The organism is Aquirufa regiilacus (assembly GCF_032470275.1).
GTDB classification, from domain to species: Bacteria; Bacteroidota; Bacteroidia; order Cytophagales; family Spirosomataceae; genus Aquirufa; species Aquirufa regiilacus.
In genome coordinates this window covers 1-18557 of the sequence record NZ_JAVNWW010000001.1, presented here as the reverse complement: position 1 = coordinate 18557, position 18557 = coordinate 1, and the positions used below count along the sequence as shown (strand labels likewise).

14 protein-coding genes are annotated in these 18557 nt (G+C 42.5%); 8 read left to right on the top strand and 6 right to left on the bottom strand.

All coding sequences use genetic code 11. The features are described 5' to 3' along the window. Positions 1-42 precede the first annotated feature (42 nt). Positions 43-2739, bottom strand: a complete 2697-nt coding sequence (locus PQG45_RS00070; protein ID WP_315577420.1) for a glycoside hydrolase family 2 protein — start codon at positions 2737-2739, stop codon at positions 43-45. 102 nt (positions 2740-2841) lie between these two features. Here PQG45_RS00070 and PQG45_RS00065 point away from each other — a divergent pair, with 102 nt between their 5' ends. Continuing rightward, on the top strand, positions 2842-3867 hold the full coding sequence (locus PQG45_RS00065; protein ID WP_315577421.1) for an NAD(P)H-dependent glycerol-3-phosphate dehydrogenase: 1026 nt from the start codon (positions 2842-2844) through the stop codon (positions 3865-3867). Here PQG45_RS00065 and PQG45_RS00060 read toward each other — a convergent pair. From PQG45_RS00060 to PQG45_RS00045, 4 genes are all read right to left on the bottom strand, one after another. Then, positions 3859-4254: an HIT family protein gene (locus PQG45_RS00060; protein ID WP_315577422.1), complete on the bottom strand. Its 396-nt coding sequence runs from the start codon at positions 4252-4254 to the stop codon at positions 3859-3861. The genes PQG45_RS00065 and PQG45_RS00060 overlap by 9 nt on opposite strands. A gap of 1 nt (position 4255) precedes the next feature. After that, the gene (locus PQG45_RS00055; RefSeq protein WP_315577423.1) at positions 4256-6229 is read right to left on the bottom strand and encodes a KUP/HAK/KT family potassium transporter; all 1974 of its coding nucleotides are present in this window, start codon (positions 6227-6229) and stop codon (positions 4256-4258) included. Positions 6230-6419: 190 nt separating this feature from the next. Beyond that, the gene (locus PQG45_RS00050; protein WP_315577424.1) at positions 6420-7784 is read right to left on the bottom strand and encodes a hypothetical protein; all 1365 of its coding nucleotides are present in this window, start codon (positions 7782-7784) and stop codon (positions 6420-6422) included. Beyond that, positions 7781-8491 (bottom strand): AlbA family DNA-binding domain-containing protein, encoded by a 711-nt coding sequence (locus tag PQG45_RS00045; protein WP_315577425.1) that lies wholly within the window; start codon positions 8489-8491, stop codon positions 7781-7783. Before PQG45_RS00045 ends, PQG45_RS00050 begins: the two co-directional genes overlap by 4 nt. A 96-nt stretch (positions 8492-8587) precedes the next feature. Between PQG45_RS00045 and PQG45_RS00040 the strand changes: the two genes are divergently transcribed. Genes PQG45_RS00040 through PQG45_RS00030 form a run of 3 tightly spaced genes read left to right on the top strand, consistent with a single transcriptional unit; the run spans position 8588 to position 11472 of the window. Then, positions 8588-9280 carry a phosphoadenylyl-sulfate reductase gene (locus PQG45_RS00040; protein ID WP_315577426.1) on the top strand — a complete coding sequence of 231 codons (693 nt, stop codon included), beginning with the start codon at positions 8588-8590 and terminating at the stop codon, positions 9278-9280. A gap of 9 nt (positions 9281-9289) precedes the next feature. After that, positions 9290-10204 carry a sulfate adenylyltransferase subunit CysD gene (gene cysD, locus PQG45_RS00035; protein ID WP_315577427.1) on the top strand — a complete coding sequence of 305 codons (915 nt, stop codon included), beginning with the start codon at positions 9290-9292 and terminating at the stop codon, positions 10202-10204. A gap of 17 nt (positions 10205-10221) precedes the next feature. After that, positions 10222-11472, top strand: coding sequence for a sulfate adenylyltransferase subunit 1 (locus PQG45_RS00030; RefSeq protein WP_315577428.1), 1251 nt, complete (start codon positions 10222-10224; stop codon positions 11470-11472). Positions 11473-11474: 2 nt separating this feature from the next. On the opposite strand, the gene PQG45_RS00025 is transcribed toward PQG45_RS00030, so the two are convergent. After that, a complete protein-coding gene (locus PQG45_RS00025) occupies positions 11475-11906 on the bottom strand; it encodes a sterol desaturase family protein (RefSeq protein WP_315577429.1) in 432 nt (143 codons plus the stop codon). Positions 11907-12016: 110 nt separating this feature from the next. Between PQG45_RS00025 and PQG45_RS00020 the strand changes: the two genes are divergently transcribed. From PQG45_RS00020 to PQG45_RS00005, 4 genes are read left to right on the top strand one after another with little or no spacing between them, the layout of a single operon-like run. Next, entirely contained in the window at positions 12017-14641 is a 2625-nt protein-coding gene (locus PQG45_RS00020; RefSeq protein ID WP_315577430.1) for a valine--tRNA ligase, read from the top strand. Further along, positions 14641-15651, top strand: a complete 1011-nt coding sequence (locus tag PQG45_RS00015; RefSeq protein WP_315577431.1) for a gliding motility protein GldB-related protein — start codon at positions 14641-14643, stop codon at positions 15649-15651. Before PQG45_RS00020 ends, PQG45_RS00015 begins: the two co-directional genes overlap by 1 nt. Before the next feature lie 5 nt (positions 15652-15656). Then, on the top strand, positions 15657-17465 hold the full coding sequence (locus PQG45_RS00010; RefSeq protein WP_315577432.1) for an ABC transporter ATP-binding protein: 1809 nt from the start codon (positions 15657-15659) through the stop codon (positions 17463-17465). Positions 17466-17467: 2 nt separating this feature from the next. After that, positions 17468-17893 carry a Fur family transcriptional regulator gene (locus PQG45_RS00005; protein WP_315577433.1) on the top strand — a complete coding sequence of 142 codons (426 nt, stop codon included), beginning with the start codon at positions 17468-17470 and terminating at the stop codon, positions 17891-17893. The last annotated feature ends 664 nt before the right edge of the window (positions 17894-18557 follow it).

Sequence of the window (18557 nt, the reverse complement as noted above, 5' to 3'; positions counted from 1 at the left end):
TTTGGCAAAGGTAGTGGGGAAAAAGTTCAAGAGTTTGATAATTTACTTTCGCAAAATCAAGATGCTCGGGTCTGTCACATAACGCCCTGATTGATCCCCATAAAGTGCTAATCCTCCGCGTTTTGATTCAAAACGAAGCACCAATTTTCCTGTTTTCAATGCAACTTGCCAGGCAGCCGGTGGAATTAGGCCCTGCACTAAATAGCCATAGGTTCCCGCTTCATCCAATTTATTATTTCGAGCTTGGTAATGCCATGATAAGATGCCTTGGTGATCCGAAGGATCATCCGCCAACACCGTTTCTAGGACATTTATGCCATTCGCCGAAACACGTAAATTAGCCGGAGAAGCATAAACATCCGTTTGCGGATACGCGTTTGGATTGACTCCTGGATCAAAAGTTCCTTTCCCAAGCATGTAATCTCCATCCATTTTTCCAGCATCCGAGCGATCTTTCCCTAAAATAGGTTTGGACGACGCCTCCACCATAAAACGAACCTCGGAAATATCAGACCCGGAAATCGGAAACTCATATTCGAAATAGCCGGCCCCTGCCCCATTTACTTTATGACCTAAAACTCCGGACCATTGTTTGTCGGGAAATAATGAAGCACTAAATCGCTCCACAGGTACAGTGACAAATTCCATTTTAGGATTCGATGGTTTCAAGTTCCCTTCCTCCACGATGATATGTGCAAAGTTTCGGTGTAATACCTTACCTGATGCATTCGTTAAGACAAAGGATAGCGTATTCACCGACTTATCTTTGGGCAAAACCACAGCCAAGGAATCCAAGGCTTTCACATCCCATGGAGCAAAATGTAGGGGCAATTCTTTGGTCCAATGGTTTTGCTTTTCACCCCATGCGGTAACGCCTGCGAATGAAATTTTTAAACGTAAATCCCCCGACAAATCTGTCATGGAAGATAAATGCAAAGGAATTTTCACCGTTTGGCCGGCCTTCCCTGCCCAGGTAATCTCCTGCCCAGTCGACACATAAAAAGGTCCATGCAAATCCTTCAAGCTCATGCCCGGAACAATAGCATCTAAACCCGTTTGCTTTTCTGTTCGATCAAATTTATAATAGCCATTCCACTCATTAATCACATCGTGATGTTCTGTATACAACCAACCCGCCATCTTCGGATGATTCCGAAATGAGTTCATCGCCTTGTGGTAATCAAACGTATAATCCACATCGCCCGTACTTCCTTGATACCCCCAAACATTCCCAAACTCCGAATTAATCATCGGTTGGGAACCTTGCACATATCCCTTTTCAAAATTCCATTGACTTCCCGGAAACAAATTTTTCGACTGATCGTCCATTAATTTGTCCCACTCATATCCAGCCTGATATGCATGCCATGACTGAATATCTGTCTCCGTATGCCCGCGTCCACAACAAACTGAATTATCTTCTACTAAACGCGTTGGATCCAAAGATTTGGCCAAACGATAAACCGATGCCACCCATTTTTGTGTTTCTGGCGTGTAAATTGATTTTTTATCAACATGCGTAAATAAACCCCAAGTCTCATTAAATGTAATCCAAGAGAAAATGGCCGGATGATTAAAATCGCGTTTCAGCATTTCCCGCAGTGTATATTCTGATTCGCGTTGCATATCCGCATCCGGTTCCCCCCATGCATTAGGTAAATCCGACATAATTAATAAACCCAATTTGTCTGCCCAATACAACTTACGCGGGATATCCACTTTGATGTGTGTCCGAATCCCATTCAACCCAATCCGTTTACTTCGAATGATCTCATCTTTCATAAATGCATCGGTCGGGAAGGTATAAAATCCATCGGGATGATAACTTTGATCCAATGCCAATTGCACATAAATGGGCTTATTATTCAACGCGATGTACGGAATCTTCGAACCTGGAAGGGGCGTCACAGAAATCTTCCGAAACCCAAAATACCCATGCACCTCATCCGAGCCCAATGCTAAAGTCAAATCATACAAATAAGGATCTTCCAACGACCATAAATGTGCTTTTTTCAATTGCAACGAGAGTTCCGCAATAGTTGAACCCTTTTTCACAAGAGCTATAGCTGATTGCCCATTCGAAAGCTTTAGGCTCAACTGTGAATCTTTCGAAGCTTCACCCCCTAAATAAGCTTTGATGAGAACTGTGCCCTTATCAATATTTGGGTATACCGCAAAATGGTCAATGTAATCAGCACCACGTGCATCTAAATAAACGGTCTGCCAAAGTCCTCGTGCATTCCCATAGCCCTGTTTACCATACAAAGTAAACATCCGTCGTTTATCATCGACGCGAATATCCACCCGCTGCGTTTGGCCTGCCTTAATAAATGAGGTCACATCGAAATCAAACGGGGTATAACCGCCCTTATGCTCTCCCACAAATTTTCCGTTTACATACACCAAAGTATGCCAATCCGAAGCACCAATATTCAAAAATACTCGCTTAGAACCCCACGCAGCAGGCACCTGAAATGTCCGGTGGTACCATGCCACATCGGCTTCATCCTTTACTCCTGAAAGTTTAGAACCCCATGGAAACGGAACCTGAATTTTATGTGCAAATTTAGTCGGGATGACAAAGGTCGAATCAAAAGCAAAATCCCAGGATCCATTTAAATTCAACCATTGGGTTCGCAATAGATCAGGCCTGGGATGCTCAGGTAATGGTTGTGTCGTTTTTTGTGAAAAAGCAAGCGAGTTCGCCCCTAAGAATAGGAGTAGTAATAGTTTTTTCATAGGTTTAGTTTTGTGCAACAGCATTGGCCTTGCAAGAAACAAATTTGGCAATTTTTCTGATTGTTTCAGCTAATTTTTAATTTAATAGGTAATTTTACAGCTATGAGTCAATTAGAAGAATTAAAAAAGAAGATTCCCACGCAAGTTGCAGTGATTGGTGGAGGTAGTTGGGCAACAGCACTTGTCAAAATTTTATCGGAAAACCAGGTAAAAATCAAGTGGTGGATTCGCAGAAAATCGGACGTTGATTTCATTCGTAAATACAACCACAACCCAAGTTACCTAACGGATGTGGCCATCAATCCCCGCAAAGTAAAGACCTACAGTAAGATGTCGGAAGCCCTTTCCGGTGTCGAATACATTATTTTAGCCGTTCCAGCGGCATTCATTCCCGAAACCTTAAAGGATTTAAATAGCAAACATTTTGAGGGCAAGAAGATTGTTTCTGCCATCAAAGGAATGATTCCAGAGGAGAATTTACTGGTCACCGACTGGATGGAAAAAGCATTCAATGTACCCATTAGTCAAACGTGTGTGATTGCAGGACCCTGTCACGCGGAGGAAGTTGCGCTTGAAAAACAATCGTATTTAACGATTGCTTCGCCCTCTTTGGCCGTGGCACAGTCCTTCTCAAATCTATTAAATAGCCGTTTCTTACAGGCGCATGCCATCGAGGATTTATATGGCGTTGAATATTGTGCCGTTATTAAGAACATCATTGCGATGGCGTGTGGCATCACGCGCGGTTTGGGATTTGGCGACAACTTCCAGGCCGTTTTAGTAAGTAATGCCATGCAAGAGATCAAAATATTCTTGGATGCCGTTTATCCCGAGACGAATCGCGATCTAAATAGTTCAGGCTACTTAGGGGATTTGTTGGTAACCGCCTATTCGCAATTCTCGCGAAATCGGACTTTTGGTAATATGATTGGTCGGGGATATTCCGTCAAATCAGCGCAAATCGAAATGAACATGATTGCCGAAGGCTATTATGCCGTGCGAAGTATCTATTCGATTTCACGCCAACACAACATTCACCTTCCGATCATCGAAGCTGTTTACAACATCGTATATCAGAAGGCGAATCCGCAAGTGGAAATGAATAAATTGAAAGGTTTCTTAAAGTAAATAAGAACGAATTTTCTCAGCAGTAGCAGCTAATGATTCTTGCGAGGGCTTTAATTTTTCTTGCGAAAAGTTGATGTCCAGCATGCGATTCATCGGCACTAGATGCACGTGCGCATGAGGCACTTCAAGGCCTATCACCGCAACACCGACACGCTTGCATGGAATGGCTTTCTTAATGGCTGGAGCCACTTGTTGGGCAAATTTCATCAAGTCGCCCAATAGCTCAGGATCTAAGTCGAAAATGTAATCAACTTCCTGTTTGGGAATCACTAAGACATGTCCCTCCACGAGCGGCATTACATCCAAGAAAGCCATGAATCGATCGTCTTCTGCAATCAAGTGACAAGGAATCTCGCGATTCACAATTTTGGTAAATATCGTTGCCATATTAATCGATTCGTTTCAGATTACATTTCGTAATCGGTTTGATAATTAAAGGTACTTTTTCCAACTTCACCGCATCACTATCCAAACCAAAATACTTGTCTTCCGAGTGCGTAAACTGCTTCACAAAGAAGTGTGCTTTCATCACCAAACGGTCTAGCAATGGCATCTCATTATCGTAAGACAAGAATTTCTCTAAAACGACAAAGCGGAAATCTCCAATCACATTTTGCTCGTTTAATGACTTGTAACGCGATGTGATATCCACTTCGCCACGAGCAACCATTTCCTCCACAACCTTCCGGAAATACAAGTTGATGCGTTGCTCCACCCGGAAGCCCAGCTTGAAATTGACCTTGATAATATCATCTGGCTCAATCACAGTAACCTTGTAATCCATCGTATATGGATCATCCATGGTATCCACATGGACAAACCAATAGATGTCCGCTTTTTTAGGACGGCGTTGAAAAATAGAATAGATAATCTTTGATTCAATATCCGTTACGCGCGCGGCATTGGACATAAATACCAAATGCGTCGCATATTTTGGAATTGTTTCATCCTTACTTAATTCCTTCAATGGCTCAATGTAATCCGCTAATTTTTCGTATTCGGTCAACTTCTTTTTAATACGCGTCGCGCGGAACCAAACCCACATCAACAAGACAATAACCCCAGCAATAAATAGCGAAACGTAACCTCCATGCCAGAATTTCTGCAAGTTGGCCACTAAAAATGCGCCTTCCAACGACACATAAACAACCAAAAACAACAAGATCCACCACATGTCAATTTTCTTGATGTGCAGGTAATAAGCCATCAGCGAAGTTGTCATTAACATGGTCATCGTAATGGCTAAACCATAAGCCGCTTCCATATTTGCTGATTCGCGGAACCACAAAACAACGCCAACGCAACCCATCCAAAGCAATAAATTAATGGAAGGAACGTATAATTGCCCTTTTTGATCAGATGGATAAATCAAGCGAACGCGAGGCCAAAAGTTCAAACGAATCGCTTCTGAAATCAACGTAAAGGAACCTGAGATCAAAGCTTGAGAAGCAATCACTGCCGCCAAAGTTGCAAGCATGATGCCCGAGAAAAGAAACTGAACCCCTAATTCAGATTTCAACAATTCAAAGATGGGCTTTTGAACACCTAGCAAGGTTCCATTTTGAGACAACAACCAAGCACCCTGTCCGAAATATTGAAGTAATAAAGCAATTTTGACAAACACCCATGAGACACGAATGTTCTCACGACCACAATGTCCTAAGTCCGAATACAAAGCCTCTGCCCCTGTTGTACAAAGGAAAACGGCACCCAAACTCCAAAAACCAGCAGTACCAGCCTGATGAGTCGTCAACAATTCCCATGCATACATCGGGTTAACCGCACGTAAAATCGTCCAGTCATCTTGAATCCCTAAAATACCCGTCAAGGCTAACATCGAAAACCAAGCCAACATAATAGGGCCAAAGAATTTACCTACAATCTTCGTACCCAAAATCTGGAACAAGAATAATCCGGTTAGAATGACAATCACCAAAGGAACGGTATCCGTAACAAACGGTGTCCCATCAGGATGATGTAACATACGAAGACCCTCTACCGCAGATGATACGGAAATGGGAGGGGTAATGATACCATCGGCTAATAAGGTTGCACCACCGATAATCGCGGGTAATGTGAGCCATTTGGCATGCCGACGAACTAATGCAAAAAGGGCAAAGATTCCTCCTTCACCCTTATTATCAGCCCGTAAAATCAAGATTACATACTTCAGTGTAGTCTGAAGTGTCAACGTCCAAAAAATGCAAGACAATCCGCCTAATACCGTTAACTCATTAATTGGGTTGTCTCCGATGATGGCTTGCATCACATAAAGCGGTGAAGTACCAATGTCACCGTAGATAATTCCCATGGCTACCAATAACCCGGCAGCCGTCATTTTATTCTTGTGTTTGTGTTCCATTATAACCTAGGGGAGTAAATATCTATCCAAGCAGAATCGTTTATGGTTAGAGTGCAAAAATTGCAGAAAATTGTACTATTTTGGTGTAATTTCTTGAAATATTTCAAGAAGCGGAGGCAAATATAATTCAATGTTTTAGATATCAAATAGCTTTCGAAAACTTTTCACCAAAAGCCTGAATGCTTGGGATTTAACGCTCATAATAATAGCCAAAAATGATATCCATTTCGTCCTCAGATGTGAGACCAAATCCGAGATCTTTATTGGTATCATTCAAATAGGTGGCAACCGATGTTAATCCCTCACCGGCTTGTAACAATATAGGCGTATCATAATTGATAACCTTCGGATGTGCCCAATCGGTATTTTCGTAAATGACTTCCCCATCACGGAGCCCACCTTTAATCTTTATTTGAAATAGCTTTCCTCGGGCATGGAAATGAGATGTCAAAGAAACAACCGCTACGGGCTTATCAAATTTAAAATCGCGCGTGATCGTCGTTTTTTGATTCGCAGGCAATGTGAAATTCGTGACGTTAAAATCAATCATTTTGACAACTTGCTTGACTTGATCTGCTGGAACAGTATATAAATTCACATAGTTTTCGCCATACAAATTCTCAGAAGTCTTATTGAAATAATGCGGATTCAAATCAATCGACGCATTCACGGGCAACTGCAAGGCCATACCCGCTGGAAAACGATAATCCGAATTCGGATCCGTACCACCACCCAAAAATATATGATTGGACATTTGAATAACAGTCCCAATATTTAAAGAGTTGTCTAAATTTCTTAAATCTCGCAATTCATCCAGGTTAGGCAATAAAGATTTAGATCGAAAATCATACAAGACCATGTGGTGACTATTGGCTCTCGATTTTAATTTGATCCGAGCGATATACACCGGTGCAGTATTATTTAGGGGCCGACGCACAAATAATTCGCGTTCAAAATTGGGCGGAACGACGAAACGGTCAACTTTCAATTGAATTCCTGAATTACCTTCTTCAGCCGGTGAGGGCAAAGGCGTGAAATTGGCCTCTTCCACGTAACTCGGCGTGGTATCATCCAATAAACCGGCATCAGCTACTTCACCCGTCGCAGGGGCACCCGCATCAATCCATTTTTGCACAAAGGCCAATTGGCCTTTGCTTATTGGCTTTCCACCAAGTGGCATAGGAGTACCATAACTCACAAGCCCATGATGACTTAAGTCCCAATTCAGTTTGTGAAAAAATAAACTCTCACCCGAAGCAAACTTTCGAACTCGAATGACCGAATTCTTCAAGGCTATCGCATTCACCGAAGCCACTCCCACCAAATTGGCATAAGAAGTCCCTTTAGCTAATACCAATCCATGCTGGGCGAAACTCGCATCTTTCGTGGACAAATGACACCCTGCAGTCGCGCAACTTGGCGTCAATAATTTATCCTGCATCAAATCAAAGGAGGAAACCTTTATACTAGGTCCCGGTGCTATAACAGTCGGGTCATTTGCCTCTTTCGAACAGGCAAATGATAAAAAGGCCAACACGAATATTCCTTTTTTCATCGCAGCGAATAATGATCTTGATTTTCTCCGGGTTCAATTTTCAGGACCCGACTTAATACCAGGAGAACCAACTTGCGGGAAGCTAGCCATGCAGGCAATTGACATTGTAAAGCAAATTCTGATAAGGTAATATGCTCATGTGCACGCAGATATTCCATCAACCAGCGCTCCGTATCTCCATAAGCGAAAGACAATCCCTCCTCATTTTCCCGGCGCAAAATTTGCTTCATCTCCTTGCTCGCTTTAATCGTGCGATCATTGACACGGACATAGCAAACCGGATTGGGATCCGTTTCCAATTGGACAAAATGAGGTTTATCCACACTCTCAAAGACCTGATAAACTAATACCGCCCGACCGTTTTCTAGCGGAATTCGATACACATGATAAGTAAAGGCTGGGAAGCAATATTGAGAAATTGCTTTTTCGAGTAAAAACTGATCCTCGTCCACAAACTTAGACCCCTCGATTTGACCATCATCCGAAACGCCTACAAATAAATGCCCCCCATCTGAATTCGCGAATGCAACAAGCTCTTTAACGATCTTCTCGGGGAACTTAACCTTCATTTTGAACTCGAGCCGCTGGCCTTCGCCATGACGCACCAAATGCTTCAGATTACGTAAATCCAAATACATTTCTGCCTCATTGCTTGTGGCTTGATCTAACACGATTTCGTTTCCTGTCCGCATGGTCTTTAAACTCATTTCAATTTATAAAAGTTTTCAAACATTCTATATTATTTTTTCTCATAGTATAGCAATTATATAGACTTTGTATATCTTTGTGAAAATTTCAACTAAATGGTACCAGAAAATTTCGAAAATACACTTCAAAAAGCCACATTAGCGGAAAGACTAACGAAAATCGCTGCACTATTCGCTGGGAAAAAAATCGTCTTTTCTACCTCTTTTGGGCAAGAAGATCAAGCCATAACCCACGCCATTACTTCGCAAAAACTGGCTATTGAAATTTTCACGCTGGATACAGGCCGACAATTTCAGGAGTCTTACGAACTCATTGATTTAACCGTAAAAAAGTTAGGCTTCAATCTGAAAACCTACTTTCCTCAAACAGCGGCGGTAGAAAACCTAGTTGAAACAAAAGGCTTTAATTCCTTTTACACGTCCGTAGAAAATAGAAAAGAATGTTGTTTCATCCGGAAAATCGAACCCCTTAATCGTGCCTTACAAGGGGCTGATGTATGGATTACGGGCTTACGTGCCGAACAATCAGATAATCGGGCTGATATGCCCATGATCGAATGGGATGCACAGAAAAATCTATATAAAATCAATCCATTAATTGATTGGTCATTTGAGACCTTGGAAAATTATTTAGCTGAATATAAAATTCCTCAGAATCCTTTACATAAAAAAGGCTTCATCTCCATCGGATGTGCACCATGTACACGTGCCATTGCGGTAGGAGAACACCCACGCGCGGGTCGCTGGTGGTGGGAAAATTCGCAAAAAGAATGTGGTTTACACGCCTAATCGTAGCATATGAATAAGTTAAACGATAAAATCGGACATTTCCCACGCCAACTGGAGGACGAATCCATTTACATCATGCGTGAGGTGGCCGCTCAATTCGAGCGCCCTGCCCTATTATTTTCAGGAGGAAAGGATTCCATTACCTTGGTACGCTTGGCACAAAAGGCCTTTTATCCAGGTAAAATTCCATTCCCCTTAGTACACATTGACACGGGACATAACTTTCCCGAAACCATCGAATTCAGAGATTGGTTAGCTAAAGAAACGGGCGCGGAATTAATCGTGCGCTATGTTCAAGACTCCATCGACCAAGGTAAGGCCAAGGAAGAATCAGGCAAATATGCCTCTCGAAACGTATTACAAACCGTAACCTTACTTGACACAATCGAAGAATTCAAATTTGATGCTTGTATTGGTGGCGCTCGACGTGATGAAGAAAAGGCAAGAGCCAAAGAGCGTATCTTCTCGGTTCGTGACGACTTCGGCCAATGGGATGCTAAACGCCAGCGCCCAGAATTATTTGATATGTTGAACGGCCGCATTGCCGTAGGCGAAAATGTTCGCGTTTTCCCTATTTCCAATTGGACAGAATTAGATGTTTGGAATTACATCAAGGAAGAAAACATGGAAATCCCATCCATCTATTTTTCACACAAACGCCAGGTCATCGAACGCGATGGCATGCTTTGGGCAGATTCAGAACACCTAAACAAAGAGGCAGACGAGATTCCATTTGAGGCAACGGTTCGTTTCCGTACCGTGGGTGACATGACTTGTACAGCAGCTGTCGCATCTGAAGCAACGGAAATCGATGTCATCATCGAGGAGATTTTATCTGCTGAAATTTCAGAACGAGGAGCACGTATCGACGATAAGCGCTCCGAGGCAGCGATGGAAAAACGGAAACAACAAGGGTATTTTTAATCAAGCGAAGAAAGACAATGGATATATTACGCATAGCAACCGCAGGTTCTGTCGATGACGGGAAAAGTACCTTGATCGGTCGCTTATTATACGAAACAAATTCGATTACCAAAGATAAAATCGAAGCGCTTGAAACGGCGTCGAAACGTAAAGGGCTGGACTTTTTAGACCTTTCTTTATTGACTGATGGCCTTATCGCTGAACGCGAGCAAGGCATCACGATCGATGTAGCCAATATTTATTTCTCTACTCCGACCCGCAAATACATCATTGCCGATACGCCAGGTCACGTAGAATATACCCGAAACATGGTTACAGGCGCATCCAATGCGAAGGTTTCCTTGATTTTGGTGGATGCCCGCCAAGGATTGGTCGAACAAACGGCTCGTCACTTATCGATCGCAGCCATGTTACGCATTCCCAAAGTGATCATATGCATCAACAAAATGGATTTGGTGCAATACCAAGAATCCACGTTTGAAGCCATTAAGGCTAGCTTATCGGACCTTGTTGCGCAAACGACATTCGAAGGTCAAGCGGTTAGTTTCTTGCCTATTTCTTCGCTTTACGGTCAAAACATTACGACAAAAGCGGAGCATATGCCTTGGTTTACGGGCAATACACTTTTAGGGGAACTGGAGGCTTTTGAATATGCGGAGACATTGGCACATGCCCCAGCACGTTTTCCGGTTCAATTTGTCGTTCGTCCTATGACAGAAGCCTACCACGACTTCCGTGGATACGCTGGAAAAATCAGCTCAGGCACATTCCAAGTGGGCGATGAAATTCGTGTACTCCCAACAGGTCAGGAAAGCACAATCGCAACGATCGAGAAATTTGAGTCGAAATTATCCAATGCCAAAGCGGGTGATTCGGTGGTGATTACCTTATCTACCGACATCGACATCTCCCGAGGCAATACGATTGTACTAGCTTCGGAAGCGAACGCTCCACAGTTAAAAGACTTTTCGGCGCAGGTTTGTTGGCTTGATCATCAAGCCCTTACCCCGGGAAAAACCTATTTATTACAGCACGGCATTAACATCACGAAGGCAAAGATTTCGCAGATTACGGAGCGATTGGATGTTGTTGCTCAAACGGCAACGGAAGGGGTTGATTCCTTGAAACTGAATGAAATTGGTCGCATTGCATTACGCACGGCACAGCCGATTAGCGCGGATGTTTATGCAAACAACCCTGCGAATGGAGCATTTATTTTAATCGATGAATTCTCTAACTCGACCGTTGGCGTAGGATTCGTTCAATAGATCTATTGATATTTTTTAGGGGCGTAGAGGAATCCAAAAGCCTCTGCGCCTTTTTTTGTATGCACCTCATGATGCACGTAATGCGCTTTCATAATGCGCTTCATGTAAGCCGAACCCGCTTTATATTTGATTTTAACGCGGCGGTGCACGATGATATCGTGAAAGATAAAATAGAATATTCCGTAGGTTGCGATACCTAATCCGATGTAAAACAAAGGCCAATAAGCTGGAATTTCAGCTCCGATGATAATCGTAGCTGTAGAAGAAACCCCAAATACAACTGAAAATAGGTCGTTTTTCTCTAATAGGTTTTTGTGATGCACATGGTGGGATTCATGCCAGTTCCACATGATTCCGTGCATGATGTATTTATGTGTAAACCAAGCAACACCTTCCATTCCTAAAAATGTCCCCAACCAAAGTAGAATTCCCATAATTTGTAATTTGGATTTTAACCAAAATTACAGCGAATTGTTTTAAATTCCACCCCCTCCTTTAGTTGAAATCAATTATCTTTGTAGGCTATAAATACTCATACGCTTTTATGATTGATAAGAATTACGCCCCGCAGGAAATTGAACAAAAATGGTACGCCTATTGGTTAGAGCAAAAGGTCTTTGCTTCTAAGCCAAATCCCAACAAGGAGGCGTATTCCATCGTCATCCCTCCACCCAATGTGACGGGCGTATTGCACATGGGACACATGCTCAACAACACGATTCAAGACGTGTTGATTCGAAAAGCGCGTATGGAAGGCAAGGAAGCCTGCTGGGTACCGGGCACAGACCACGCTTCGATCGCAACTGAGGCGAAAGTCGTGGCGATGCTTAAGGAAAAAGGCATTGAGAAAAAAGACATTACACGCGAGGAATTCCTTAAACATGCTTTCGAATGGAAGGATAAGTATGGAGGAATTATCCTCGATCAATTAAAGAAATTAGGCGCTTCATGTGATTGGGATCGTACCCGTTTCACGATGGAGCCATCCTTATATCAAGCGGTGATTGACACCTTTGTACGTTTGTACAACAAAGGATTAATCTACCGAGGCGTGCGTATGGTCAACTGGGATCCGCAAGGAAAAACAGCTTTATCAGACGAAGAAGTAATCTACAAAGACGTTCAGGCCAAATTGCATTACATCAATTATCCACTTGTAGATGGTTCTGGATTTGTAACGATTGCAACGACTCGTCCTGAAACCATTATGGCGGATGCAGCCATTTGCGTTAACCCAACTGATGAGCGCTACCTGCATTTGCATGGCAAAAAGGTTCGTATCCCATTGATTGATCGTGAGATCCCGATTATTGCCGACGAATACGTTACAGCGGAGTTTGGAACGGGTTGTTTAAAGGTAACCCCTGCACACGACTTAAATGACTATGAATTAGGCTTAAAACACAAGTTGCCTGTTATTGATCTATTAAATGACGATGGGACTTTGAATGAAAAGGCTATCCTATTCGTAGGCGTTGACCGTTTTGAAGCGCGCAAACGCATCATTAAACAACTAACTGAAGAAGGCTATTTAGCTAAAACAGAAGAATACAAATCGACCGTTGGAACATCCGAGAGAACAGGGGCGGTGATCGAGCCAAAATTATCCTTGCAATGGTTCATGAAAATGGAAGAGATGGCGAAGCCAGCTTTAGACAATGTCATGAATGATAATATTCAATTACATCCAGCGAAGTTTAAGAACACGTATCGTTCATGGATGGAAAACGTACGCGATTGGTGTATTTCACGCCAATTGTGGTGGGGCCAACAAATCCCTGCTTTCTACATGGAAGACGGCACCGTGATTGTTGCGAAAGACAAGCAAGAAGCCTTGCGCATCGCACGTGACAAATACCAATTATTCGCGTTAGTTGAAGATGATTTAACACAAGATCCCGATGTGTTGGATACGTGGTTCTCGTCTTGGTTATGGCCTATTTCGGTATTTGATGGCATTGAGAATCCGGACAATGAAGAGATCAAATATTATTACCCAACAAATGACTTAGTCACTGGACCCGATATTTTATTCTTTTGGGTGGCACGTATGATTATGGCGGGTTATGAGTGGCGTGATGAATTGCCATTCAAGAATGTATATTTGACGGGAATTGTACGCGATAAACAGGGGCGAAAGATGTCCAAATCGCTCGGAAACTCTCCAGATCCGTTGGAATTAATTGAACGTTTCGGAGCGGATGGTGTTCGTTCAGGATTATTGTTTTCTGCACCAGCAGGAAATGACTTATTGTTTGATGATAAGTTATGTGAACAAGGACGAAATTTCTCTAACAAAATTTGGAATGCGTTCCGTTTATTAAAAGGGCTCGAGGTAGTTCCAGGTACATCCTTACCCGAGCATGTACTAGCAACGGCTTGGTTTGAATCAAAATTAAGCCAAACAATCCTTGAGGTTCAGGATCACTTCAGCAAGTTCCGTATCTCGGATGCTTTATTGAGCATATACAATTTGGTTTGGGATGATTTCTGTGGAAAATACTTAGAGATAATTAAGCCCGCTTATCAAAGCCCAATTCATGCGGATACCTTGGATGCAGCACTTGGCTTATTCGATTCCTTAATGCGTTTAATGCACCCGTATATGCCATTTATTACGGAAGAAATTTGGCAGGCGATTGATACGCGAGCTGTAAACGCGACAATTTGTACAGCTGAATTTCCAAAAGCAGGCGTTGCTAATGAGGCTTTGATTGCCCAATTTGATGCGATGTTCGAGGTGGTAACGAAGGTGCGTGAGATCCGTAATTCGAAACAATTATCACCCAAGTTGGCTTTACCTCTTTGCATTAAGTCGGAGCAACCAGCAGCCTATGCAGCTGTTGAGGCAATCATGCAAAAATTAGCGAATTTAGAATCGATCACATTCATATCTGAACCCATCGTAGATGCGCAAACTTTTGTGGTAAAATCGGATCAATTCTTCATTCCGATGGCCAGCGATGAAGATCCAGCCGTTTTAAAAGCTGAATCAGCGAAGGAATTGGAATACCTATTGGGTTTCAAAAAGTCGGTAGAGGCCAAATTAGCGAATGAAAAATTCGTACAAAATGCGAAAGCTGATTTAGTGGAACGGGAGCGTCAAAAGCTTTCGGATGCGGAAAACAAAATCAAATCATTGCAGGAGTTATTAGCTCGATTGGGATAATGAAAAGGATACTAATCGTTTTCTTGGCTTTATTTTTTTGGCAGTGTACGAAGTCTGAAAAAGAACAAAGTGCACCCAAAATCAAATGGGATATGCAACGATTAGACAGGTCATTAGCCGAAGCTAAATCGGCTGAGGCAATTGATTCCATCTTGAAGAAGCATCCGGAAATTGGGATTGGCTATTTCAGTTGTCCGCCCGAAAAGACCCCTTTCCTGGCGCGCGACTTATATCAATTATACCAAAACCCTTCATTACAAGCTTTTTACAAGCAGAGCCAAGATTCCGCTTTTTTTGGTGGCGATCGATTGGAGAAGGAATTACATTTGGCATTTGAGCGTATTCAACAAGAATTCCCTGGATTAAGAACGCCTAAAATCCGGACGGTATTCTCGGGTTTTGGTGGCGTGGGCGGTGAATTCACAGCCCAACATTTACAAGTCTCCGACAGCTTAATTGTCATTGGTTTAGATTTTTTCATGGGCAAAAAGGGATTATACGTGCCTCCTGGAGTCTATGATTATCAATTACGCCGATTAGAACCCCAAGCGCTTGTTGGCCAAGTCATCTTACAGTATTCAGCCTTTGTTAATCGTCAAAATGAGGATGACCATACCTTGTTAAGTGATATGATTTGGTATGGGAAAGGCTTTGTTTTCACGAAGAAGATATTACCTGAATTAGCCGATTCGCTATTGTTTGGTTACACAAGCCAAGAATTAACCGAAACAAACGCCTTCCAAAAGGAGGTTTGGGAACATTTCATCGATAAGAAATTGTTGTTCAATCAAGAAGAATTAACGAAAAATAAATATTTGGGAGAGCGCCCCAAAACACCAGAGATTGGACCGGCATGTCCGGGATCGATTGGTCGGTGGTTAGGATGGCGCATTGTAGATAGATACTGGAAACAAAATCCAAAGCTTACACTCACGAAGTTAATGACAGATCCCGATTACAATCAGTTATTTCTGAAATCGGGCTACCGTGGAGAGCCGGAAAAAGAATAAAACCAATGGCAAAAAGACATGAGAGTTTTGGTTCAGGCCCTGAACCAAAGGATAAGGTAAAAGTGGATAAGCAAGGCTTGAAAAAGGCTTTGAAAATATTCCAGTTTGTCATTCCATACAAGTGGACCTTTATCACGGGCATGTTGTTTTTATTGTTGTCAAACTTGACAACGATGAGTTTCCCCTTGTTGATTGGTCAAATGACAAAGGTAATCGAGGGCAAATCGAATTACCACATTAATGAAGTAACCCTATTCTTTTTCGCGGTATTAATTATTCAAGCGATTTTATCATTTCTACGTATTTATACTTTCGCGCAAGTTTCTGAAAAGGCTATGCGAGATGTGCGCAAGAACTTATATGCCAAGATAATCACCATGCCTATTTTTCACTTTGAAAAAAGACGCGTGGGGGAATTAATGAGTCGGATCACGTCAGATATCACGCAATTGCAAGATGTGTTATCGATTACATTAGCCGAGTTTTTCCGACAAGTATTTACACTTGTAGGAGGAATCGCATTGATTACGTATTTGTCATGGAAATTGACGCTATTTATGTTGGCTACCTTCCCGGTACTCGTCGTTGCGGCGATTGTATTTGGCAAGTTCATTCGGAAGATTTCCAAAAAATCACAAGATGAATTGGCGGCGACGAACATTATTGTAGAGGAGACGTTTCAATCGATTCAGGCAGTTAAATCATTCACAAATGAGTCCTATGAGGTCAATCGCTACACGAGCTCTTTAAATCGCGTGATTGAAGCCGCATTAAAGGCAGCAACGATGCGGGGAGCCTTTGTAAGCTTTGTCATTTTCGCCTTGTTCGGGGGAATTGTTGGTGTTGTGTGGTATGGGGCTGCATTGGTTGCGCAGGGTGATATGATATTGGCTGATTTATTGACCTTTATTTTCTATACGGCATTCATTGGAGGATCGGTAGGTGGTTTAGGAGATATCTATGCGCAGTTGCAAAAGACGATTGGGTCATCGGATCGTATCTTGGAGATTTTAGAAGATCCTTCAGAGATCGATTTGGTTTCACAAGAATCACCTAAGGCGATTGAATTTGGAAAAATCACGATTGAAAATGTACATTTTTCATACCCAAGTCGCCCATCGGTAGAGATATTAAAAGGCATTTCCATCGATATTGAACCAGGCCAAAAGATTGCGATTGTGGGAACATCGGGGACTGGTAAATCCACTTTGGCCCAATTAATGATGCGTTTTTATGAACCCAATGCAGGTCAAATCAAATTAAATGGTCGGAACATTCAAGAATATTCTGTGAGTGATTGGCGGGGAATGCTAGCACTTGTACCACAGGAAGTACTCTTATTTGGGGGAACCATTCGTGAAAACATTGCATATGGTAAACCAGGGGCAAGTCAAGAAGAAATTGAATTTGCGGCAGAACAAGCTTTTGCCAAAGAATTTATCGAATCGTTCCCTGAGAAATGGGAAACGTTGGTGGGAGAACGCGGGGTAAAATTATCAGGCGGTCAGCGTCAGCGAATAGCAATTGCACGAGCAATATTGCGTGATCCAAAGTTTTTAATTTTGGATGAGGCGACAAGTGCGTTAGATTCGGAATCAGAAAAATGGGTTCAGTCGGCTTTAGAAGAGTTGATGAAAAACCGAACCAGTTTGATTATTGCGCATCGTTTATCAACGATACGCTCAGCGGATCAAATCATTGTGATGGAGGAGGGAAAAATATTGGAGCAGGGAAATCATGATGCCTTGATGAAGATCAAAAATGGCGTTTATCGTAATATGGTGGCATTACAAACAGAGTATTTACAGGCATAACAATGGCATCCATACCAGAAATTCGTTTAGATCAATTTGGATTACGCTCAACTGAGAGTCGGCTAGCGGTATTAACCGCATTCCAACAAGCAGGCTATGCATTAAGTCAGGGAGACATCGAACAAACCTTATCGAAGGAATTTGATCGCGTCACTATATACAGGACCTTAAAATCATTTTTATCTAGTGGATTACTTCATAAAGTATTAGATGACCAAGGGAGTATCAAATATGCCTTATGTCATGATACTTGCCACCAAGATACACACCAACATCAGCACGATCATGTACACTTCAAGTGTACGCAATGCGGCCAAACAACATGTTTAGAGACTGTGCATATTCCACAGATCATATTACCTGAGTATTTTATTAAGCAGGAAAGTAATTTATTGATTCAAGGCGTTTGTAGGGGATGTAATAAGTAGACATTGGACGTTGGACTTTAGACTTTGGAATTTGGGACCTATTTCACTCGAACATCTTGCTAGGTATGAATGAAGAGTTAAGAATTAAGAGGTAAGAGTTTAGAGGTAAGAGTGAATCCATTGGACTGACCACTGCCCACTGATAACTGACGACTAACTCCCTTCGGACTAGCGACTGACAACTAAGAGGTAAGAGGTAAGAGGTTTTCCGTTGGACTGTCGAGTAGCGACTAGCGACCGAAAACTTAGAATTAAGAGTTAAGAGTTAAGAGTTAAGAGTGAAGAGTGAAGAGGTAAGCCCACATCCCTCAGACTTCGGACTAATTCCCTCTGGACTGACCACTGCCCACTGATAACTGACGACTAACTCCCTTCGGACTTCGTACTAATTCCCTCCGGACTAACCACTGCCCACTGATGACTAGCGACTGACAACTAAGAATTAAGAGGTAAGAGGTAAGAGGTAAGAGGTAAGAGGTTTTCCGTTGGACTGTCGACTAGAGACTAGCGACTAGCGACTGACAACTAGCGACTAGTGACTAGCGACTGTAGGGCATAAAAAAAGACCCACACTTTTGGTGCAGGTCTTCTATAATAACTTGGAGCTTACTTACTTTCCCGGGTTTGATCCCAGTATCATCAGCGGTGCGGGGCTTAACTTCTC